Below are 21,719 nucleotides of genomic sequence, written 5' to 3'. Positions count from 1 at the left end.
TCCCTCACTATTAGACATCACTAATGCGGGGAAGTTCCCTACCTGAGTGCCAGATTTATCACTGGCTCATTAGAGGGGTCAGGGATCAGAGGTCAGGGATCAGAAAATATCAATTTCAGTTGTAGTGAAAACAATTTTTATATTTTCTCTACTTCGAGGTGAATTTCCTCTTTCTCTGACCTCCGACCTCTTGTTAGCTACCATGGAATTGAAGCAGCAGGCAAGGACGGTATTTTTGAGCGACTCGCAGCATTAACTAATCGCGTAGGTGTTTCTCCTATGCGATAACTCGGATAAGTAACAGTTTTATTTGGTAGGTTAACTCCCAAAAACAAATTAAGGCAAAACGTAGCTGTGACCGCTAATACAAGTTTTTCTAGCATCACTTTTCCTCACGCCACACTATTCTTGCTGAATCACAAATTTCGATACCTAAGTTTGCACTGCTAAACCAAGTACCAAAAAATATGACGGAACTCCTAACTATAATGTGCCTGTGTTAAGGCAAAAAATGCATAAAAAACTCGTGAAGCTTTGTTAAAGTTCTGTCTTAGAATCAAAGGACAAATCAGATTTTTCAGTAGCTATTTGTTCTTCGTAGTTAGGTGCATAAGCTTGAAGTAAGCTACTAACTTGTTTGAGGACTTCATTGCCAGTATTTTTACTAATAGCTTGCCGTTCAGGGAAGAACTCAGGTCGATCTAAACTACGAGCGATCGCAGCACTGACTTGCTCGCGAATTAAATCTTGTAGTTCTTCACTAGCACGCTGGCTTTGATATTTAGCACCTTCTTCTGTTGTGGCATACAAAGGAGGAAGGCGATTTAAAGCGTAAGCAGCAATGTCACCTACATCGATGGTGTGTACACTTGTCACTTGAATTTCTGCTACCCGTGCGATCGCTTCTGTTAGTACCAATTCTTCCATCACGTTGATGAATTGCTTGCGTGGTACTGCTACAACTTCTCCTGTTAATAGCGCTCCCATTAATTTGTCGAGTGCCATGTAATCTTCAATGGAAAGTTCCGCTGCAGTGTCACAAATTCGACCAACTTCGGCCTCCATTGCTGGTGTTAGATAACCATCATGCAAAGCTTGTTCTACTATTTTCTGAATACTCATAACACTTTCAGACTCCACGGCGCTTGCTCACATAGATCGCAGTAACCCTATTTTGATTTTTCCCCGTTCTACCAGCAAAACGATCAAGCTCAACTTGAATTAATTAAATCCTCGTTCGCGCCAAGGTACAGGATCGACCGATTCTCCATGAACGTATAGCCCCCAATGTAAGTGAGGACCTGTAACTGCACCTGTAGATCCTACTGCACCAATGACTTGACCTGGTTTAACCATATCTCCCTGTTTAACATCAATTCTGCTTAGGTGTAAGAAAGCACTCGTCACACCTTGACCGTGATCGATGCCAACAATATTGCCATGAATGCGAAAGCCTTGAGATACTGTTCCTACCAAAGCAACACGTCCTGATGCTGGAGCAAAGACAGGCGAACCAACACCACCAGCATAGTCAACACCACGATGGTAGTAGTCTTTGGCAAATTTGCCGTTGTAGTAGCGGCGAACACCGTAAATTGCACTAATACGCCCTTTATTTGGTCTTGTAAATGGACCATTCCAGTATTTTTGTGGCGTTACCAGCTTTTTAAACTCTGCCACGCGGTCAAGTTCGTACTGTGTTGCGCTAGTTCCTGCTTTTCCTGGGGGAAGATTGATCCGCTGGATAGGGAATGAGCGATTCTTTACTTGTACTGCTAAATTACGTACCTGATCGCCAGCATTGACTCGAATTTGACGTACTCCTGGTTGTTCTAGGGGTGTTGTCGGTAACATTGCCCGAAATCGATTTGGGGCAATTTCAAAGGTAGGGTAAGTTTTCTGATTGATTGTAACTGATGGCTCACCTGCTCCGCGATTTTGCTCAATCAGAAGTGTCAGTGTATCTCCCAAATGAGGATTAGTTGGTGATATCTGCACTTGCATAGCCTGACTTGGAGTTACCAAAGCAACCAGCAATACTATGATGCTGCTTAGTAACAAGATGCTTTTAAGAAAACGTGAGTTTAGTTTCATCGTTGCTAAGTGGCGATCGCACACTTGGTATAGTTATTGCAGTCAAGAAAATCAATAATAACAATATCAACATAGAGTAGCTTATCTTTTTTGATTTTCATTGACATTACTTTTTTAGGTGAAAGTAAGTATAAAACTCACTGAAATCCCTTTCTTTTTATATATAAAGATTTTTTATAAGAAATGCTAAACGTTACCCTAATAAAAAAACATGAAATATTTAATTAGCTTTTTATATTTTTATTAAGTTAATTTAAACATAAAGTCTTAAATAATTTCTAGCTTAAGAGAAGGCATGAGCCGTTGTAATTTTTTTAATGACTTTCCTTGCCAGGGAATTTCTTGAGAACCAATGATAATCATCTGACTATTTTTTTATTGCGGACATTAATTACAAATTTTAATTACATACTAATACCCGAACTGTTGAGAAACTCCAATTTCTGCAAGTTTAAGATTATGATAGATGGATCTTGAGCTGTTACACTATTAAGGATCTGCTCAATCGGAGCATATTCTTCTGCTCCACTGAGACGAAGTGAACCTTGAAATATCACTGTAGCAGTAGAGACATCATAGAGAACACTATAACTTTTACCTTCTATTTTCATTACATCTAGTATTTTTTTCATAGTTGATTAAGTAGTTTATACTATCAACTGCACTATAGTGGTGACAGTTACCTGATGTGAGTTATCTTGACCTTCCTCAAATTTCCAACCTAGCTTGGTTGTATGGTCGTTAAGGATCGTTAGTAAACCCAATCCAGAGCAACTAGGTTCTTTGTCTATACTTTTTTCTATTTGACGGATATATAAATCATCTAAATCTGAGGTCAGTAATATGTTTATATATGACTGGAAAAATTCAAATTGTTGATAACTAATACTATTAGAAATGACAAAAATGATTCTATCACTATGCAGATGTAATTGAATGCTGATAGGAGCAGAATTTTCATAACTAAACTTCATGGAATTTTCTAATAGCTCGTTAGCAATATAGCTAACAGCCCTTTTTAGCTCAGTTTGCTTCTGGGCTATAATTGAACCATCATCATTGTCTGGAAAAAAAGTAGTTAAGTAATTGGCAAGAAAATCAGCCGAAATTCCGTTATTCCGCCATCTCTGCTGGAGTGAAGTATAACTGAGTGAAAAGCCAAAAATTAAATATTCTTGATTAAGAGGCAGGCAGGTTATAAAATCTCCAATTATTTGAGACATGACTTATTTATAGTAATTATTTTTATGATTAAGTAATAAGCTATTTCAAGCTATTTTTGTTTCAGAATTACTAAAGTGATATCGTCATAGACTTTATGCGAACCAATACGCCGGCAGACATCATCAAGAACAATTTTCCTAATTTCTTGAACTGATCTGTGCCAATTTTGTTTAACAACTTCACAAAGTCTTTCTAGTCCGTAGTGAACACCCAAACTATTTTCAGCTTCAGTAATACCATCGGTATATAGCACTACTACATCGCCAGCTTGTAACTGAATTTAAGTTTGGGAAACAAAGTTTTCAATGCTTTCCTCTAGCCCTATTGGAAAACCTAAATTTATAGTGTCAATGCATTCTAAAGTTTCATTAGAGCGGATGGCAATAATTTCTTCGTGTTGTCCGCTTAAATTTAATTTACAGTTATGAGAATTAACTAAAGAAAGAGTCAAATTCTTACTAGAATTCATGCGTTGAATATTATTATAAATTGTCCGGTTGAAAACTTCTAGAAATTTTATAGGGTCAGTTTCGTTGTTTTCTATAAGAGTTCTTACAGCAGTTTGCACCATGAGCATTAGAACTCCACTTTCTAACCCATGCCCAGTGACATCACCAATACCAATTTTGAACCCATTAGTTTGTAAAACGTCGTAATAGTCGCCGCCTACTTCGTCTGCTAGTTTCATATATCCAGCAATATCTAATCCTTCAATTTGACTTAACTCGCGATCTTTAGGTAAGATCATTTGCTGCAATTTACGTGTAACTTTGAGTTCAGCACTCAAGCGAAAGTTTTCAGCTTTAAGTCGTTCATTAAGAAAAGTTATTTCTTGATTAGCACTGTTAAGTTGAGCTAAATATTCTACTTCGCGATCGCGCAAGCGTTTTTTTCTAAGCAAGCCTCAAGGCGGGCGCGTAGCAAGATTGAATTAAAAGGCTTTGTCAGGTAGTCTTCTGCTCCCATTTCAATGCATTTAACAACACTATCAATTTCAGCCTTAGATGAAATTGCGATCGCTGGGATATGTCGAAATTGCTCGCGCAACCATTGTAATACCTCATATCCATTAACTTCTGGCATAAGGATATCGAGTAGAATCAGGTCATAGTTTGCTGTTTTAATCATTTGAATTGCTTGCAAACCATTAGCAGCAGTTGTGACAGTATAACCTTGCGCTATGATGAGTCTAGAAAGTAAGTCACGATTACTTTCATTGTCGTCAACAATTAAGATATGTCCTGAACGTTCTGCTGGCTTTTTCTGACGCTCTTCTAAATAAATCGCATCTGTAATAAAATCTTTTTTAATAGATGTAGTTAACTCTAAATAAGAATTCTTCCCCACAGTTTTAATATTGTGTAACTGGAAATAACGTTCAACTATACTAGTAATGTTATAAATTGTGCTTAGTAGCGATTGAGTAGCAGTACAAATTTTATCTACATCAGTTATTAGTTCTGCTGTAGCTTGTTTTAAGAGATGTTCGCAACAATCAATAACTATTTTTAAAGGAGGCTCTAATTCTAGAGGTAAAATTTCAATGACTGTAACTATAGTAAAATGTGAATTAGTAGCCAAATAAGCTGGATCGAGGTGTTTATTGATAAGTGTTAAAAGTTGACTGCCACAGCTAAAAATTTGTTTTAATTTAGAAGTTATGGATGAGTTAGAGTCAGTTGCTATTTCTTCAAGCAACATTTCACTATAACCAATGATGGCATTAATGGGCGTGCGTAATTTATGTTGCAGATATGAAATTAAAGCCAGTTGCGTAGAGTTATCGTTCTCCATGCTATTGATTCGTTTTCCTTAGAAGAACCTCAATTTTTTCTAGTAAACGTGGTAACTCGATTGGTTTAGTATCGTACTCGTCACATCCAGCAGTAAGTGCTTTCTCGCGATCGCCTGACATTGCATGTGCAGTCAAAGCAATGACTGGAATATTTTGAGTTTGAGGATTCACTTTTAGTTGTCGAGTTGCCTCCCAGCCATCAATTACTGGCAAACTCATATCCATTAAGATAATGTCAGGCTTTTCTGAAGAGGTCATTGATAAGCCTTGGGCACCATCAACGGCAAATACGATATCGTAACCTTTACGAGTTAACCGCCGAGAAAGCATATCTCGATTCATGTCATTGTCTTCGACTATCAGAATTTTGGTCATCGATTTCACCTAAAGCTTTGAATGTGACTGATTCGTAATCCTCGCGTGCACTCCTGCTGCTACTCAAGAAACTCCCGACTAATTACTAGCTATGCCACTATGACTGAGTAGTTATCAAAGTTTTTTGAAGATTGACCGCTTGTGACAACAGATAATGAACTTCTTTGAGCAAGGCTTGGCGATCGTAAGAACCTTTTTCAAAGACTTTGTAAACATGCTGTTGCAATCGTTGTTCTTCTGTCACTTCTTTCGCAGTAATAACAATGACTGGAATTGATGCCCACTGCGGAGTTTGACGGAGAATATGAATAAATTCAAAGCCATCCATTTCTGGCATCATTAAATCAGTAATAATTAGTCCTGGAGTATTCACTTGGAGAAGTTCTAGTGCTTTACGCCCGTTTTCGGCTTGAATAACTTGCCAGCCTTCTTTTTCAAGTTGACGACCGATCATCTGGCTGGTGACTTTATTATCTTCTACCATCATCACAGCCTTAAAAGATTGTGCTGCATGGTATTTGTGCAACATTGCCATCAAACGCTCGCGATCAATCGGTTTAAGAAGATAATCAGAAGCGCTCAGAGCATAGCCTAAATTTTTGTCATCGACAATAGTTGTCATAATGACTGGGATGTTAGCGACTTCAGGATCAGCTTTCAAGGAGGCTAACACTGTCCAACCATCCATACCAGGCATCATTACATCAAGAATAATTGCATCAGGTCGTATTTCTTTAGCCAGCGATAAGCCAGTAGCACCATTACTCGCGGCGATCGTCTGAAAACCCTCTTTATTGAGGTAGCGTTGGATCAAGTCCTTAATAGTTTGATCGTCATCAATCACAAGGATGGTGGTTAATTGGCAAGAAGAAGATTCCGCGATCGCAATTTTTTCAGTCGTTGCATCGTTAAAAGATTCAGGAATTTTAGTTGGTAACTCGATGATAAAGGTAGAGCCTTCACCTAGTGTACTACTTACGCTGATATCACCTTCCATTAGCTGACAAAATCTTTTAGTAATTGCTAGTCCTAAACCAGTGCCACCATATTTACGCGTTGTCGAAGCATCTGCTTGCGTAAAAGCTTGAAAGATTTTTTGTTGTTGTTCTAGAGTTAAGCCAATACCTGTATCTCTGACTTGAAAGCGAATCCAACCTTGGTTATCTTTCGTGTAGCGATTAACTGTCAGGACGATTTTGCCTTTCTCTGTAAATTTACAAGCGTTACTGAGAAGATTAAATAAACTTTGACGCACCTTTGTGAGATCGGCATACATTGTACCTGCGCGTTCAGGACAATTGACAATCAGGGCATTGTGATTTTTTTCAGCTAAAGGAGCGATCGTATTAATAACTTCATTAACAAGTGTCGTGATTTCAAAAGTTTCTTGATAAAGTTCCATCCGACCAGCCTCAATTTTAGACAAGTCAAGGATGTCGTTAATCAAGGACAATAAATGTTTACCTGCATTATGAATTTTGCGCAAGTCTGGGATAAACTCTTCTTGCTCCAAATCTTGTGCTTCTTCTTGCAACATTTCGCTGTAGCCAATGATTGCATTTAAGGGGGTCCGCAATTCATGGCTCATATTTGCTAAGAATTCACTTTTAGAACGGTTAGCAGCATCAGCAGTTTCTTTCGCTTCTTTAAGTTCAGCAGTTCTTGCTTCAACCCGCAATTCTAGTTCTTCGTTAGTCTTTGCTAGCTTCTGAAAAGATTCTCGTAACTGCTGTGCCATTTTGTTAAATAGGTAGGCTAAATGACCTAATTCATCTTGTCGAGATACATCTAGCTCAACGTTTAATTCACCTGCTGTAATAGTTTCAGTTGCCTCCATCATGTGAGTTAAGGGTTCAGAAATCTGCCGGCGTAAAATTAGAAAAATAATCGCAATTTCAATGGCTAGTGAGATAAGTCCTAAAAAAAGAATGAGCCGAGCACTAGAGAAGGCTTGCTGTTGAAGGAGACTTTTAGGATAAACTGTGACTAAATACCAATTAGGACCATCAATTTTAGTCACGGCTAGGTATTGATTATCCCTGTAATCATCAACAATGACTTGATTAGCTTGCTTATGCTTTACTAGTTTAAAAATATTACGTAAGTTAGCATTACCTGAGTGCGAAATGTTAAATTTTCCCTCTCCATCTTGAATTTCTTGCATAAAGTCAGGATGTGCTATCAAACGCCCATCTTCGCGAAAGATTATATTGTATGTTCCTTTTAAAGCATCTTGAATCGCGCGATCGCGTAATTCATCAATCAAAATATCGTGTCCAATTGTTGCGATGTGCTTACCATTTATATCTACTGGTGTAACGCAGGAAGCCATCCATCGCTTTGCAACTTTGTCGTAATATATACCAGACCAAACAGTTTGACGTTTTGGATTTTGGATTTTATTAGTAATATAAAAAGACTCATCATCAGTAACTCGAAATGATTTATCTGAAGGAGCACTTTGTGTCCAAGCATAACTAGGCATATAAATAGCAATTCCGTTTTCTGGAATTTGCATATAAGTGTTCACAAAGCGGTTGCGCCATGCAGGACCATAAGCACTAAGTAGCTCAAAGTAAGCAACCACCCGACGGCGTATGTCAGCATCAATATGAACATTGCTACCTAAGAACACTCCAGGAATCTTCTGTGGCTCAAAATTTTCAGGATGGTTGCGAGTAGTGCCATCAGGCATTTTGATAAATAGCTGTTCAAACTTGCTTTGAGGATCTTGTGTTTTCTCCTGAAGTGTTTCCAAAAGAGCCTGTTTGAGTATGACGTGATTATCTTCTGCCAAGCTAAAAATAGCTTCTTCTCTTTGTGCTCGCGAGAGAGCATACTTTTCAATTTGTGTTAGAGTCTGTGCTGTAATACGCGAAATCAACTGAAAGTATCCTACCCCAGTTGAGGCAACAATGACTGCGCCAATACTAAGTGCTGTTTTGATGAGGGTTTTGCGCGTTAATGATCCTGTATACTTACTTTGATTAGAAGCATCCCTCTGAGATGCACAAAAAGGGGTTTTTACTTTATTTATCCAATTTGCGTTCATTCACCAACTCTTGGACTTGCTTGGATGTTGTTTGGAGCAATCTACTAAGCCTGCCAACCTAGCAATTAGATTCAATTCAGTTAGAAGTCATAGAATCATCAGGGCAAGCTTAGTCGTACGTTATTAGTTTGCCCAAACCTGATTGCTAAACTCACCCTGATGAATAATCTGAGAGTAATAATTTTTATTGAATTTTCGTCAATCAAGCTAGACTGAGATCAAGCCTCCTGAGTGAGTAGTTAAGAGTTGCGACTTGCAGGAACCATGATACTTGAGTAAATGTGAAAAGTTATTAAGCAGTAACTCATCATCCACAGGAGGACACGTTAGATTGCTAGTAGCAAGAGTTTTTAAGGGTTCTTGTGAATCAAAGTAAAACGCTCCCAATAGTTTTTGAACTAAGTACTGATTAGCAAAAAGTCCTGCTAAGGGGGTTATGGTATTGTCTGAGGTCTGAGCAGCGAGCTTGAGTAGCTGAGAATACCAAGTAGTGTAAGAGTCTAAGTAAATTGAGTGACCCATCTTATTCAGCCATTCAATAAGTTGCTTCCACTCGATTGGTTCTGGATTGACTAGATGAAAAGCTTGAGTACAGGGTTCTTGCTTCTGTGACAGTAAAACAATTGCTTGACTGACATAATCTACTGGTACAAGATTCAACATTGCTTCTATGTCAGGAGCAACTCCCATCTCCAGACAACCCTTAAGCATTAAGGTAATGAATCCATCAGTTAGGCAAATGCCTGTTTTGCTATCTCCAACAATATTACTTGGTCGGTAAATGGAAATAGGTAAGCCTCTAGAAGCAGCCTCTATTAATAATTTCTCAGCCATGTACTTAGTTTGGGCATAGCCGTTACCAAGAGAAGATGTTGGACCTGCAACATCTTCTTCTTTGATTGTTCTAAGCGTATTGCTGCTAGTGACAGAAAAAACGTCGATTGTCGAAATAAAATGTACTGGTTTAGTTTTGGTTTGGCTTGCTAAGCGTAAAATCTCTTGAGTACCTAAAACGTTAGCGGCTTTCAAAGCTGAGTAAGGATATGCTACGTTAACCCAAGCTCCACAGTGGTAAATTAAGTCAATTTTTTCTGCTAGTCGAGCAAACTGTTCAGGTTTGATGCCTAGATAAGGCTGGCTTAAATCACCTAGAACAGGTATTATTCTTGTACTTAAGCGATCGCTCCAGAGTCCGTAACGCTTTAAAGCATTTTGAATTTTTGCCCGAACTTCCTCAATGCTACTAGCGCGAACAAGACAGTAGATGTCTGCACGAGTTTGCTGCAACAACTCATAAAGCAGATAAGCACCTAGAGTACCAGTAGCACCCGTTAGAAAAATTTCGGGAATAGGTTCAGTTAAGATATTTTCAGGATAAATAGCAGAATCTAGCTCTACTTCTGTTTCCTCATTTTTAGTTAATTGAGCAACATCTGCATGATAAAGCGACTCAATATTTTGAGCCATTCCCGCGATAGTTGGCATTTCTAAAAAACTTGCAAGGGGTAGCCTTATGTGAAAAATTTCATTAACCTGATGAACAAGTTGAATTGCCTGTAGGGAATGCCCGCCTAGTTCGCAGAAGTTGTCATGGATACTGGGTTGATCTACTCCAAGTAGTTGACTCCAAAGCTCAGCTAATTGTGTTTCTCTAGAGTTACGGGGTGCCAGATAAACTCCCTGTTCCATACAAGTCCACTTAGGGATAGGGAGTGCACGACGATCAATCTTACCGTTGAGAGTGAGTGGTAATTCTTCCAAAAAGACAAATGCTGCAGGAATCATAAAGTCAGGCAACTCCAGCTTAAGAAAATCACGCAAATCGCGGATCATCAAATTTTGTCGTGTTGGTTCTGAGGTAGAATTCGGAACTACATAGGCAACTAATCGTTTGTCGTTTGTAGAAACCTCACGGGCAACTACTACTGTCTGACTTACTTTAGGATGTTTTACCAAGACTGACTCAATCTCTCCTAATTCAATACGAAAGCCGCGAATTTTAACCTGGTGATCGATACGTCCTAAGTATTTGAGATTACCGTCAGGTAAACGAATTGCTAAATCTCCAGTTTTGTAGAGTCGCGAACCTGGCTCTTTACTGAGAGGATTGGGAATAAATTTCTCATCTGTCAAATCTGGACGATTGAGATAGCCTCTAGCTAAACCTGCCCCAGCAATATAGATCTCACCCTCCATTCCATCTGATACAGGTTTGAGTTGGGAGTCTAGCAGATAAATTTGGGTATTAGAAATTGGACGACCGATTGTCGGAGTTTCGGTGGCATCTTTTTGCATTAAAGCAACAGTGGAGTAGGTAGTGTCTTCAGAGGGACCATAAAGGTTAAATACTTGATGAACATGATCTAGCTGATAAAGTTGCTGTACTAAGCTATTTTGTAGCGGCTCTCCAGCAAGGTTGATCGTCTCAACAGAGGCAGGAATTCCCTTCATACGAAGTAAGGTAGCGATCGCTGAAGGTACTGTATTAATTAAAGTGACTTTTTGTGCTGCTGGTAGATCTGGTAATTGCAAGGCATTTTGTGCCAAGATTACCGTTCCTCCACAACTTAAAGTAACAAACAATTCAAAAACTGATAGGTCAAAGCAAAGTGAAGTAGAAGCTAACACTCCTTGTAGCTGCTTAGCGCTAAACCATTCTTTTGCCCAATCTATGAAAGCTACTGTATTACGATGTTCAATTGCTACTCCTTTTGGTTTACCTGTCGAACCTGATGTGTAAATGACATATGCAAGGTTGTGAGATTCGACCCCACTAAAAGAGTTATTTTCACTTTGTTGGGCAATTTTTTCCCAATCTGCGTCTATGTAGAGCGAATGTCCTTGATATAAAGGCAGCGAGCGTGCTAATTTTTGTTGTGTCAGTAATATAGGAATCTGAGTATCTTCAATAGTAAATGCTAGGCGATCTTTAGGATATGCAGGATCGAGAGGAACGTAGGCACCACCAGATTTGAGAATACCGAGTAGGGCAATAATCATCTCTATAGAGCGTTCAACGCAAACTCCTACTAAAACATCTGGTTTGACTCCTAATGATTTGAGGTAGTGAGCTAGTTGATTTGCTTTTTCGTTGAGTTCGCGGTAAGTTAATTGTTGATCTTGAAAAATAACAGCGATCGCATCGGGTGTTTTTGCTACTTGAATTTCTACGAGTTCGTGGATTAAAACGCCTTGATTAGAAAATGAGTTGCTTGACATTGTAATTTGCTTATTAATGTAAATAGTTAAATAGCTAGTTGAAATCTAGCCTCGAGTCAGGCTAAAGCTGTGTGTCGTAAAAAGACACAATCAGGTGATATGAAACCGATCAATCCTTAAGGTGTAAGGTTAGTAGGTAACGTCTGCAAGAACAAAGCGATCGCGTCCTTGGTTTTTGGCTGATACAGTGCTTTATCTGCTTTTGCCATCAATGCAACAGGTTCGCTGTCTGATGTCGGAATTGTGCTCGCAATTCCCAAACTCATCGTCACATAATCACTGATTACTGAGCCAGCATGGACAAGCTGAGAGTTTCTTAGTTGCATTTGAATCTTTTGGGCTACTTTAATTGCACCCTCAGCCTCAGTGTTGGGTAAGATGACTGCAAACTCTTCTCCCCCATACCGAGCAACTAAATCTCCAGGGCGCTCAAGCGTAGCACTAATGATTTGAGCTACTTGTTTTAAACAATGATCGCCTGCCTGATGGCCATAGTGGTCATTGTATGTTTTAAAGTAGTCAACATCGCAGAAAATTAAGGTTAAGGGTTGTTTTTCCCTTGCCATGCGCCACCATTCTTGAGCGATCGCTTGATCAAATTGGCGACGATTTGCTATTTGCGTTAAGCTATCGACGCAACTGAGGTTTTGCAGTCTTCTATTGACTTCTTGCAATGCAACTTCTGCTTTCAGGCGATCGCTAATTTCTCTATGTAATTCTAATTCTACAACGTCTAAATGTTCATTATTCGTCTCTAATAAAATTTCCAAATCGGTCTTTTCCTGCTTTAACTCTTCTAACTCTTGCTTAAGTCTTTCAATATGAATTAGTAACTACTCTCGAGAGAATTGCTCTTCTAAGTTACATTGAATTTTGTTTTTTTATGATGTTTTTGAACCAACAACTCAGACTCTATGAATGCCTCTATCCCCTGGCGTTCTAAAGCTTTGGAAAATAAAAAAACTTGACCATAAGTACACTTTAAAACTTTTAATTGAGCATATTGATGTGTTGTCTATATTCCTTCTGTAACTACTTCCATATCAAAGTTTAATGCATTATTTTTTATCTGAGATAAATGAATAAAGAGTGAACTAAATTTGAAGAATATTTGGTAATCAAAAGGCAAGAGAAATAGTTGCAACCAGCGCTCAGAAATTATTGTTGTGATATAGCAATCTCCAATATTTGATTTGCTGATACTACGAAATATGAGTTTTTTATTCTTTTGTTTAGTTGTAACTGCTCTTTTAATACCGTTTGAAGGTTTATCCAATTTTAGTTGGTTAGCTTTCTCGATAATTTCAATCATAAAATTACACCATAAACTCAGAACGCATTTCGCAGTAACCAATTTATAGCAAGGTTAAATTATTGATGAAAACCGTGAAAATATTGTCAGTGTTGGATTTTAGAAAAAGCTTTTTTTCTTAGAGATATACTGAAAATCGTTGAGGTTTGATAAAAATACGGAGAAAGTGAGTTTAGAGTTGAGTAAAGTAATTGCTATGTACTCAGTTAAGCTGACGCACTGGCTTTTAACTTAAAAAACCTTTATGGTGAAATTTATAGCTTTTATATAGTTCTGTTGAAGACTTGTGCAAGAAGATTTTCGGTTAATAGTTGATTTGGTGTTAGTTCTCGCGGTTGCAGCTGGTGGTGGGCTATTAGCCGCACTGTTGCGCCAACCAGTTCTCCTTGGTTATTTGCTTGGTGGTATGGTGGTTGGTCCTGCTGGACTAGGATTAATCAAGGAATTAATTCAAGTAGAAACGCTGGCGCAGTTTGGCGTTGCCTTTTTATTGTTTGCTTTGGGCGTTGAATTTTCTTTTGCAGAACTCAAAAAAGTCCAGGCGATCAGTTTAGGTGGTGGAGGCTTGCAAATTGCCCTCACTATTTTAGTGACAGCACTCGTATCGTTATTAGTAGGTTGGGTAAATTCTCCAGCACAAGGCGTATTCTTAGGTGCAATTTTATCTTTGTCTTCTACAGCAGTTGTACTCAAGTGCTTGATGGAACGCAATGAAACCGAAACTTCACACGGGCAAGTGATGCTGGGGATTTTGGTAGTTCAAGACTTAGCATTAGGGTTAATGCTTGCGGTGTTACCTGCGTTAGATCAACCTGCTGAAACAATTGGTATGGCAGTGTTGACTGCTTTGTTACGCATTGGATTATTTGCTGCAGGGGCTATAGCTGCGGGAATTTGGTTAATTCCACCTTTGTTGAAACTTTTGGCACGTACCGAAAGCCGTGAGTTATTTTTACTTGGTGTTGTGGCTTTATGTTTGGGTATTGCATTACTAACTGAACACTTGGGTTTATCGATTGAAATGGGGGCGTTTGTTGCTGGATTGATGATTTCGGAGGTAGAGTACGCCGATCAGACGTTGACTTATGTCGAACCGCTGCGAGATATCTTTGCGACATTATTTTTTGTAGCAATTGGCATGTTGATTGATCCTGTGTTTTTGTGGCAAAACCTAGAGTTGATTTTGGGGTTAGTAGCGCTGGTTTGGGTTGGTAAATTTTTGATTGTGACTCCATTAGTTAAAGCTTTTGGTTATTCAATAAAAACCGCGTTGCTGGCTGGTTTGGGTTTAGCCCAGATCGGGGAATTTTCATTTGTGTTAGCGAGTGAAGGGCAATCACTAGGGCTAGTTTCCCGCAGGGTATATTTACTAATTTTGGGAACAACTGCAGTCACGCTGGTTCTAACACCGTTTGTATTGCGGCTAGTTCCTTTATTTTTTAATTGGGCAGAATCGTTACCTTGGCTTAAGCCTTATTTGGACGCGGCTGATGTACCAAAAGAGGTTTCTCCAGAATTACCGATACAGGATCATTTGGTTGTTTGTGGTTATGGACAAATGGGACGTAACTTAGTTCGCTTGATGCAAGAACGCGGACTTTCTGTGGTAGTAGTAGATCAGTCGGAAAGTAAAATTCAACAGTTGCGTGAAGCTGGAGTGCCTTACGTGTATGGTAATGCCAGTAGTTTGCGAGTGTTAGAAACTGCTGGGGTGGATCGCGCGCGATCGCTAGCAATTGCTTTGCGAGATCCGATGAGTACCCGTTTGTGTCTTAAACGTGCATTAGAACTATCTCCTGAACTTGATACGGTAGTCTGTGCCAATAAAAATCAAGATATTGAATTGTTGTATCAACTAGGCGCAAGAGAAGTTGTACAACCTGAATTTGAAGCCAGTATCGAACTTTCCACACATTTATTAGCGCAAGTCGGCTTGGCGCTACCAGTAATTCAACAAGAAATGCAGCAAATCCGATCGCATCATTATCTCGAATTGCGCCCTGAACGATCGCCTGCACAAGTTTCGCGGGAGTTGCAGTTAGCAGCTAGAGATATGAATAGTCGCTGGTATAGTTTACCTAAGACATCTCCGCTTGCTGGTATGACGTTAGAAGAAGTAAATTTACGATATCTTACTGGTGTCAGTTTGATTGCAATTCGTCGAGCGAAAGGTGAAGAAGTTGATTATCCTGATGCAACGACAATTTTGCAGACAGGCGATCGCTTATTACTCGTTGGAACTGCTGAGGAACTCGCGGCGTTTGATGAATTGGCTAAAGGTGAAGTGGCAATTCATGATGAAAATATGTTGTGTCACTGGATTATGCTTGGAGTTAATAGCCCAGTGATTAATCAAACTTTGGCACAGTTAGATGTTTTCACTCGTTGCAGTGTGCAGGTACAAGCAATTCGACGCGATGGTAAATTCTTTTGGTTTCCTGATGTGAATATGAGCTTGCAAGCAGGCGACTTACTGTTATTATGCGGAGCTTACCCAGCTTTGAATCAACTCCAGGAGTGGTTGTCAACACAGGGCGTACAGGGTGTTTTTCCTATCTTGTCGTAAGTGTTTCTACTTGAACATTGCGGGTGGGAAATTGGGAATTGGGAATTGGTAATGGGTAATTGGTAATTAACTGGACTTGATATATAGCAATCCTAAATCATTTGTGAGAATCTCTCTCCTTCTCTTTTCTTTGTGTACTAGCCTAGCGCCTTCGGCTTCGCTACGCGCTTCGCTACGCTAACGGCAACCCTTACAGGAAATGTGTACTACCCTGCGGCATGCCGCTCCGCGTCTACGTTTGCCAAAAAATCTTACAACTCAAATAGGATCGCTATAGGTAGGATTTATGAATTAGGCTGACAGTATTAATAAAGTTCTGCAAAACTGGAGAGGAGTCTTGTTTTCGCCAGGCTAAAGCAATTTCAATCTCTGGCGTCGGTTCTTGAAGTGTTTTGTAGACAACACCTGATCTTTGTAAATTTTGGAGTGAAGCGGGTACAAGGGCTATACCTATACTTCCAGCTACTAAGCTAATTGTTGTTTGCAGTTGTGTCGCTTCTTGGAGAACGTTTGGTATGAAATTTGTCTGTTGAAAAAAGCGGAGAATTTGGTTGTATAATCCTCCTCCCAAGTGATGTGGAGGCATAATAAATGGTTCTTGAGTGAGTGCTTTGATAGATACTTCTGGTAGTGCTGCTAGGGGGTGAGTTGCTGCGAGCGCTAAAATAAGGCTTTCTTGTAAAATAGTCATAGTACTGAGGGTTTCACTTTCAATTGGTAAATAAAGAATTCCGACATCAATTTGGTTGTGGTGCAGGCGATCGCATTGTTGGCGGGTTGTTAATTCTTGCAAATCTAACTCTACATCTGGGCATTGCTCGCGAAAGACACGTAAAATCTTTGGCAAGATACTATACGTTGCTGAGCTATTAAAACCAATTACCAATCGACCAATTTCACCACGACTGGCTTTTTGAACTGCAATAACTGCTTGCTCAACTTGTTGTAGTGCTAGCCGCGACTTTTCTAAAAATACTTTTCCTGGAGTTGTTAATTCTACTCTGCGCTTGGTTCGCTCAAAAAGTTTGACTCCTAACTCTATTTCTAAGTCTCGGATTTGCTGACTTAATGGTGGTTGGGCAATATGCAATCGTTCTGCTGCACGGCTGAAATTTAGTTCTTCTGCAACTGTAATGAAGTAACGCAGGTGTCGCAGTTCCATTTGGGTAAATGGTAATAGGTAATGGGTAATGGGTGTTTGATTTATATATTTTGAGTATAAATAAACTGCTAAAAATATATTGGACATTTAGAAATTGCTTCTCTACAGTGAGTAGTAGGCGTACTCAGGAAGCTGAAAATGGATGAAATTGATATAAAAATTCGCTTGGCAACAATTGAAGATCTAGAGTTAATTCTTGCGTTTATTTCACAAAAAGCAAAATTTGACAGGTATCCCCATTCTCTAGAAATCACGATTGATAAGTTAAAGCAAACTTTATTCACTCAACCTCCACTTGCACAAGTGTTGTTAGCCCAAGTCGATGAGGTTGCAGTTGGATTCGCGCTATTCTCCTACGCTTACTCCAGCTTTTTAGCACAGCCGACGCTTTGGGTAGGCGATTTGTATGTACAGCCACTGATGCGCGGTAAGGGAATTGGTACAGCGTTGTTGCAACGTTTGGCGCAAATCGCACAAGAGGCAGATTGTGGCAGGTTAGAATGGACGGTTGCGGATTGCAATACCCGTGCGATCGCTTTTTATCAAAAACACGGTACGCAAGTTTTAAATGTCCGGCTGTGTCGAATCGAGCGATCTACAATTTTGCAACTAGCAGGTAAACGGATAGACAAAAGATTTACTGCTTTTTACAAGTAATATCAAATCCAGTTGATTAGTGATGATAAAAATGGTGAGTAAAGTGACTAGTGACTAGTAACTAACCACTAATAACAGCGTAACGATACCAACATTCTGGTTATCTCAGCGGAGATGATATAAATAAGTAACATAAAATATGCACAAAGTAAAAATTAGCTATAAGGAGAATCATGATATTGATTGCCTCAGCATTCTTAATTTATATAAAGCGAATCACTGGTCTTCAGCTAACAAACCTGAGCAACTCTACAACGCACTGATGCACTCCCAACTGCTAATTTCTGCGTGGGATAAAAGTAAGCTAGTAGGTTTAGGCAATGCTATCTCTGATAACTTTTTAGTCGTTTACTATCCTCACTTACTTGTGCTGCCAGAGTACCAGAAACAAGGTATAGGTAGACAAATTATGAAGATTTTAACGTCTCGTTACCAAGGTTTTCATCAACATATTCTCCTTGCAGACCAACAGGCAATTGAGTTCTATAAAAAGTGTGGCTTTAAGCGCGCCGGAAAAACTGAGCCGATGTGGATATATGCTGAACAAGAGGATTAGTTTTCTTTAAACCACTACTATCAACTAGTTTATTGGTTTGAGATAGGCGATCGCATTTCTCCAGACGAGGATAGTTTGATTATTTGCATCGATAATACTTAAACAGTTCTGATCTTGCCAGCTAATTTTGCCAATGACTAAATCACCAGTAACAAGTTTCAACTCGACGCGGTTTGCTTGTTTAATTAATGTTTGAACTTGACGAATGCTAGGTAATGCTGGATCGAATTCGCTAGGCATAATTTTTGATTGTTTTTCCGCAATGGTAATGGGTAATGGGAAAAGGCATATACCAATGACCAGTTACCAGTTACCAATCTTTAGGTTACATTTATTTTCACTTACTTACTATAAAATCCTATGACGATTGAATTTGCCAAATATCACGGACTCGGAAACGATTTTATTTTGGTTGACAATCGCTTGTCATCACAGCCTGTTGCTACACCTGAACAAGCAATTAAGTTATGCGATCGCCACTTTGGGATTGGTGCAGATGGCGTAATTTTTGCACTACCAGGGCAGAATGGTACTGACTACACAATGCGGATCTTTAATTCTGATGGTTCAGAACCAGAGATGTGTGGTAATGGGATTCGGTGTTTGGCGGCATTTGTCGCAGAAATAGATGGCAATCAGCAAGAAAATAGCCAGAAACGCATTCATACGTTAGCTGGCACTATTACACCGCAAATTATGCCTGATGGTCAAGTCAAAGTTGATATGGGCGTCCCTCGGTTACTTGCCAGAGAGATTCCGACAACTTTATGTTCAGAAGACATGAAAGTTGTTGACCAACCGCTAGAAGTTGCCGGACAAAGTTGGAACGTTACGTGTGTCAGTATGGGAAATCCACACTGTATTACGTTTGTGGAAGATGTCGCAGCAATTCCTTTAGAAAGCATTGGTCCGCAATTTGAGCATCATGTCGTTTTTCCACAACGGACGAACACAGAATTTATTGAAGTGGTGCGTCGCGATTACTTAAAAATGCGCGTATGGGAACGCGGCGCAGGGGCTACTTTGGCGTGTGGTACAGGTGCTTGTGCGGCTTTAGTTGCAGGTGTATTGACAGGAAGATGCGATCGCACAGCTACAGTCGAACTTCCTGGGGGTTGCTTACAAATCGAATGGTTCCAAGTCGATCAGCGGTTGTGGATGACTGGATCTGCTGAAAGAGTTTTTACAGGTGTTGTAGAAATTTAAGCACAGAGGTTCTAAACAAGATGCAACGCAAACCGCTGCTTTAATCAACGGACTCTACAAGATTTACGCTCGCTTTCTAGCTGCGGTTCTTGCCAAGACAATGCAAAATGACTGACGCCTTGAAGTCGTGGTGCATAGGCACGGAGTGCTTGCATTTGGGCTTCTAAGGATGGACGATTGCTAATAGGTTTACCCCAAACTCCTGCGATCGCAGGAATTACCTGTGTCCCAGGTGGTGCGTACTGCAAAACTCGCTGTACTAAAGCTGCAATACAACTTGTATTATTGCAAGCTGCGTAAGACATGGGATGCCATTCTAAAGTTGTTGGAAAGCGATCCCAAGGCTGCAAACGCGAATCATAACCTTGACGACCGATTGCTTGGTTGGCATCAGGGAAAAACACTGCACCTGCTTTCATTCCTTGTCGCTGTACAGGCCAAGCTGCAACTGCTAAAAAGTCGATAATGCCTTGAATTGCATGAGCAACGCTTAATTGCCATAACTCCCACTGTAATTGGGGCTGTCTTTGTGCAGCAGTGAGTGGTTTGTTTGGTGGTTGTGGTGCTGGAGGAGGGGTGCGCCCTTGCCATAAAGGTTCACCTTCTTGCGGATAAAGCTGATCGATGAGTTCGATATCTCCAGCAGTGATATATCCTTTGCTAAGAAAGCGCTGAATCAAGTTAAGTCCTTTATAGTTGAGTGCCCGACGATGTAAAGCTTGTTGAGCAGCTTCACTATGAATCCATAAATCTTGTACTCTATTGACAACAGATCCAGCACCTGAGCCTCTAGGATAGCGCACATAGTCAAAGAGAACCCCATCAGGACGACGCCGTACGACTTCTAGAATAAGCTGATAATAATCTCTTTTGGCTTGCAAATTGTAAGGATCAATAAACACCTGACTGGCGTTGTCAACCACATACAAACTTGTATCTCCTTTACTGTTACGTGCTAGCACCGATTGGCGGTCTGGGCGCTGCCCGTAGGAGTAGCCAAAATTCATCATGAACATCCAAGCGTAGACCTTCAACCCGCGATCTCGTCCTTTTTGAATTGCTTGGGCTAGCAAATCTGTCCTTTCACTACCAGGGGTCCTAACTACAGAAGGCCAAACGGTAGGATTTGCGGCTGTGGGTAGCAAAACTTGACCGTCGTAGAATACTTCAATATACACCTGGTTATAGCCACGATTAACGACGCGATCCATCACTTTATCGAGGATTCCAGGCTGAAGATCGCAGGGATACAACCGCAACCATACTGCTTGAGTTTGAGGCCAAGTGCGGTTGCGACAATCGCGTAAAATTTGAGCGTGTTGATTTATAAGTGCTCTATAGCGGTTCTGAGCTTCTGTGTTGCCCTGCAGTGCAGATTGACGTAAGGTTTCTTTTTCTTGTGTTGCTGCTGCTGTTAGCTGGCAATACGCCGTTGTTTGTGCCTTAGCTGGAAGAGGGCTACCAAAATTAGTACTCACTAAGCTACCTGTTAACACGGTGGCAAGCAAGCGTTGCCAAGCAAAGCAAGAACGGGCAAATCTCAAACGATGGTTGGACATTACCGCAAACACAACATAACTACGAACAATGAATCTGGTAGCAAGGCTAATCATTAACTTATAAGTGACAGCCTCAACTAGCGTTGTTCAAAAACAGCGCCTTAGCTTTATGTAACAGTTGCACTAGAACAACGTACCAGAACACACTAATAGTTCACTAGTGAGAACTTTGGGTTACATAAGTCTTGACTAGTGTTAGGACTACAAAAGCTCTCATTCGGTTTCCTTAACGATCTAATTTCTTAAGTGTGGCAAATAAGAAACCGCTTCAAATATTAAATCAACTGCTCAAATCATTACACCTAATAGTTTTTGTCCATTGCGATCGCAAGATCATCTCCAGTTAACTTGACTATCAATCAGAATCATCAGCAATTAACCGGATTTGATATCAGTACATCACTTAGTAATATTTCCCACAAGTTAGGAAAATATTGCTAACTACGAGTTTAGCTGTTTCGGTTCAGCGCCATTTCTACTTGTTTGAATTCTTGCTCTAACCGTTTTTTGAGCTTTGCTGGTACTGGGCGATTGGGATAAGAACTATAGTGTCCTGCCAAGGAGTTTAATGCGGTTCGCATTGTGGTGAAGGAACTTAAACTAGCAACAGCACCATCGCGTTGGTAACGGGCAGCAAATTCATTAATTTTTTGACGTGCTTCTGTTTGCGCCTCAGCTTTTTCAGGAGCATCATCGGGTAAATCGAGGGCGTTTCTCAATGTATTTACCACAGCTAGTGTATCTTGGCGATAATCTCCACTCAGACCATCTGAGAAAGTAGTGCTAGAACAGCCCATCAAGCCAATGACAACAACCAACGCGAGGGCGAGTAGACGTGACCAATAGCGCTTCATAAGCATTAAGTGAGAAAAGACAGAAATTAACGTCCATCCTATCTCGGATTGGTACTGCGGGGATCATGTATTTGGAGCTGGGGGAGTG

The 21,719-nt window shown here is 40.1% G+C and carries 18 protein-coding genes and 1 pseudogene; 4 read left to right on the top strand and 15 right to left on the bottom strand.

Annotated elements, in window-relative coordinates; all coding sequences use genetic code 11:
- Positions 1–197: 197 nt before the first annotated feature.
- From IQ230_RS18705 to IQ230_RS18650, 11 genes and pseudogenes are all read right to left on the bottom strand, one after another.
- A complete protein-coding gene (locus IQ230_RS18705; protein ID WP_193933773.1) occupies positions 198–383 on the bottom strand; it encodes a hypothetical protein in 186 nt (61 codons plus the stop codon).
- Between the two features lie 154 nt (positions 384–537).
- Positions 538–1,122, bottom strand: a complete 585-nt coding sequence (locus IQ230_RS18700; protein WP_193933772.1) for a late competence development ComFB family protein — start codon at positions 1,120–1,122, stop codon at positions 538–540.
- Between the two features lie 99 nt (positions 1,123–1,221).
- Entirely contained in the window at positions 1,222–2,004 is a 783-nt protein-coding gene (locus IQ230_RS18695) for a M23 family metallopeptidase (RefSeq protein WP_228055124.1), read from the bottom strand.
- A 737-nt stretch (positions 2,005–2,741) separates the two neighbouring features.
- Positions 2,742–3,317, bottom strand: coding sequence for a slr1658 superfamily regulator (locus IQ230_RS18685; RefSeq protein ID WP_193933770.1), 576 nt, complete (start codon positions 3,315–3,317; stop codon positions 2,742–2,744).
- A 50-nt stretch (positions 3,318–3,367) separates the two neighbouring features.
- Positions 3,368–4,006, bottom strand: a pseudogene (locus tag IQ230_RS18680) (PP2C family protein-serine/threonine phosphatase).
- Positions 4,007–4,182: 176 nt separating this feature from the next.
- Positions 4,183–5,112: a response regulator gene (locus tag IQ230_RS18675; protein WP_193933769.1), complete on the bottom strand. Its 930-nt coding sequence runs from the start codon at positions 5,110–5,112 to the stop codon at positions 4,183–4,185.
- Position 5,113: 1 nt separating this feature from the next.
- Positions 5,114–5,488, bottom strand: coding sequence for a response regulator (locus IQ230_RS18670; RefSeq protein ID WP_193933768.1), 375 nt, complete (start codon positions 5,486–5,488; stop codon positions 5,114–5,116).
- A 97-nt stretch (positions 5,489–5,585) separates the two neighbouring features.
- The gene (locus tag IQ230_RS18665) at positions 5,586–8,540 is read right to left on the bottom strand and encodes a response regulator (protein WP_193933767.1); all 2,955 of its coding nucleotides are present in this window, start codon (positions 8,538–8,540) and stop codon (positions 5,586–5,588) included.
- Positions 8,541–8,747: 207 nt separating this feature from the next.
- Complete coding sequence (locus IQ230_RS18660; RefSeq protein WP_193933766.1) at positions 8,748–11,759, bottom strand: amino acid adenylation domain-containing protein; 3,012 nt, start codon at positions 11,757–11,759, stop codon at positions 8,748–8,750.
- Between the two features lie 116 nt (positions 11,760–11,875).
- Positions 11,876–12,529 (bottom strand): diguanylate cyclase, encoded by a 654-nt coding sequence (locus IQ230_RS18655; RefSeq protein ID WP_228055123.1) that lies wholly within the window; start codon positions 12,527–12,529, stop codon positions 11,876–11,878.
- A gap of 245 nt (positions 12,530–12,774) precedes the next feature.
- Positions 12,775–13,071, bottom strand: coding sequence for a hypothetical protein (locus tag IQ230_RS18650; protein WP_193933765.1), 297 nt, complete (start codon positions 13,069–13,071; stop codon positions 12,775–12,777).
- 286 nt (positions 13,072–13,357) lie between these two features.
- Between IQ230_RS18650 and IQ230_RS18645 the strand changes: the two genes are divergently transcribed.
- On the top strand, positions 13,358–15,637 hold the full coding sequence (locus tag IQ230_RS18645) for a cation:proton antiporter domain-containing protein (RefSeq protein WP_193933764.1): 2,280 nt from the start codon (positions 13,358–13,360) through the stop codon (positions 15,635–15,637).
- Positions 15,638–15,908: 271 nt separating this feature from the next.
- On the opposite strand, the gene IQ230_RS18640 is transcribed toward IQ230_RS18645, so the two are convergent.
- Positions 15,909–16,799 carry a LysR substrate-binding domain-containing protein gene (locus IQ230_RS18640; protein WP_193933763.1) on the bottom strand — a complete coding sequence of 297 codons (891 nt, stop codon included), beginning with the start codon at positions 16,797–16,799 and terminating at the stop codon, positions 15,909–15,911.
- A gap of 138 nt (positions 16,800–16,937) precedes the next feature.
- On the opposite strand from IQ230_RS18640, the gene IQ230_RS18635 reads away from it, so the two are divergent.
- The gene (locus IQ230_RS18635) at positions 16,938–17,456 is read left to right on the top strand and encodes a GNAT family N-acetyltransferase (RefSeq protein WP_193933762.1); all 519 of its coding nucleotides are present in this window, start codon (positions 16,938–16,940) and stop codon (positions 17,454–17,456) included.
- 139 nt (positions 17,457–17,595) lie between these two features.
- Positions 17,596–18,012 (top strand): GNAT family N-acetyltransferase, encoded by a 417-nt coding sequence (locus tag IQ230_RS18630; RefSeq protein WP_193933761.1) that lies wholly within the window; start codon positions 17,596–17,598, stop codon positions 18,010–18,012.
- 24 nt (positions 18,013–18,036) lie between these two features.
- Here IQ230_RS18630 and IQ230_RS18625 read toward each other — a convergent pair whose 3' ends face one another.
- Positions 18,037–18,252, bottom strand: coding sequence for an Hfq-related RNA-binding protein (locus IQ230_RS18625; protein ID WP_193933760.1), 216 nt, complete (start codon positions 18,250–18,252; stop codon positions 18,037–18,039).
- Positions 18,253–18,372: 120 nt separating this feature from the next.
- On the opposite strand from IQ230_RS18625, the gene dapF reads away from it, so the two are divergent.
- On the top strand, positions 18,373–19,218 hold the full coding sequence (dapF, locus tag IQ230_RS18620) for a diaminopimelate epimerase (RefSeq protein WP_193933759.1): 846 nt from the start codon (positions 18,373–18,375) through the stop codon (positions 19,216–19,218).
- A 44-nt stretch (positions 19,219–19,262) separates the two neighbouring features.
- On the opposite strand, the gene IQ230_RS18615 is transcribed toward dapF, so the two are convergent.
- Together IQ230_RS18615 and psb27 are read right to left on the bottom strand one after the other, a co-directional pair.
- Positions 19,263–20,777 (bottom strand): family 10 glycosylhydrolase, encoded by a 1,515-nt coding sequence (locus IQ230_RS18615; protein WP_193933758.1) that lies wholly within the window; start codon positions 20,775–20,777, stop codon positions 19,263–19,265.
- 449 nt (positions 20,778–21,226) lie between these two features.
- On the bottom strand, positions 21,227–21,637 hold the full coding sequence (gene psb27 / locus IQ230_RS18610) for a photosystem II protein Psb27 (protein WP_228055122.1): 411 nt from the start codon (positions 21,635–21,637) through the stop codon (positions 21,227–21,229).
- Between the last annotated feature and the right edge of the window lie 82 nt (positions 21,638–21,719).

The sequence above is a fragment of the Gloeocapsopsis crepidinum LEGE 06123 genome (assembly GCF_015207655.1).
GTDB lineage: Bacteria > Cyanobacteriota > Cyanobacteriia > Cyanobacteriales > Chroococcidiopsidaceae > Gloeocapsopsis > Gloeocapsopsis crepidinum.
The sequence above is the reverse complement of the archived record's forward strand: the minus strand, read 5'-3'. Positions and strand labels throughout refer to the sequence as shown.

Excerpts from the sequence above, each read along its gene's own strand:
- IQ230_RS18705 (WP_193933773.1), bottom strand. The coding sequence starts at position 383 with ATGCTAGAAAAACTTGTATTAGCGGTCACAGCTACGTTTTGCCTTAAT.
- IQ230_RS18700 (WP_193933772.1), bottom strand. The coding sequence starts at position 1,122 with ATGAGTATTCAGAAAATAGTAGAACAAGCTTTGCATGATGGTTATCTA.
- IQ230_RS18695 (WP_228055124.1), bottom strand. The coding sequence starts at position 2,004 with ATGCAAGTGCAGATATCACCAACTAATCCTCATTTGGGAGATACACTG.
- IQ230_RS18685 (WP_193933770.1), bottom strand. The coding sequence starts at position 3,317 with ATGTCTCAAATAATTGGAGATTTTATAACCTGCCTGCCTCTTAATCAA.
- IQ230_RS18675 (WP_193933769.1), bottom strand. The coding sequence starts at position 5,112 with ATGGAGAACGATAACTCTACGCAACTGGCTTTAATTTCATATCTGCAA.
- IQ230_RS18670 (WP_193933768.1), bottom strand. The coding sequence starts at position 5,488 with ATGACCAAAATTCTGATAGTCGAAGACAATGACATGAATCGAGATATG.
- IQ230_RS18665 (WP_193933767.1), bottom strand. The coding sequence starts at position 8,540 with ATGAACGCAAATTGGATAAATAAAGTAAAAACCCCTTTTTGTGCATCT.
- IQ230_RS18660 (WP_193933766.1), bottom strand. The coding sequence starts at position 11,759 with ATGTCAAGCAACTCATTTTCTAATCAAGGCGTTTTAATCCACGAACTC.
- IQ230_RS18650 (WP_193933765.1), bottom strand. The coding sequence starts at position 13,071 with ATGATTGAAATTATCGAGAAAGCTAACCAACTAAAATTGGATAAACCT.
- IQ230_RS18640 (WP_193933763.1), bottom strand. The coding sequence starts at position 16,799 with ATGGAACTGCGACACCTGCGTTACTTCATTACAGTTGCAGAAGAACTA.
- IQ230_RS18635 (WP_193933762.1), top strand. The coding sequence starts at position 16,938 with ATGGATGAAATTGATATAAAAATTCGCTTGGCAACAATTGAAGATCTA.
- IQ230_RS18630 (WP_193933761.1), top strand. The coding sequence starts at position 17,596 with ATGCACAAAGTAAAAATTAGCTATAAGGAGAATCATGATATTGATTGC.
- IQ230_RS18625 (WP_193933760.1), bottom strand. The coding sequence starts at position 18,252 with ATGCCTAGCGAATTCGATCCAGCATTACCTAGCATTCGTCAAGTTCAA.
- dapF (WP_193933759.1), top strand. The coding sequence starts at position 18,373 with ATGACGATTGAATTTGCCAAATATCACGGACTCGGAAACGATTTTATT.
- IQ230_RS18615 (WP_193933758.1), bottom strand. The coding sequence starts at position 20,777 with ATGTCCAACCATCGTTTGAGATTTGCCCGTTCTTGCTTTGCTTGGCAA.
- psb27 (WP_228055122.1), bottom strand. The coding sequence starts at position 21,637 with ATGCTTATGAAGCGCTATTGGTCACGTCTACTCGCCCTCGCGTTGGTT.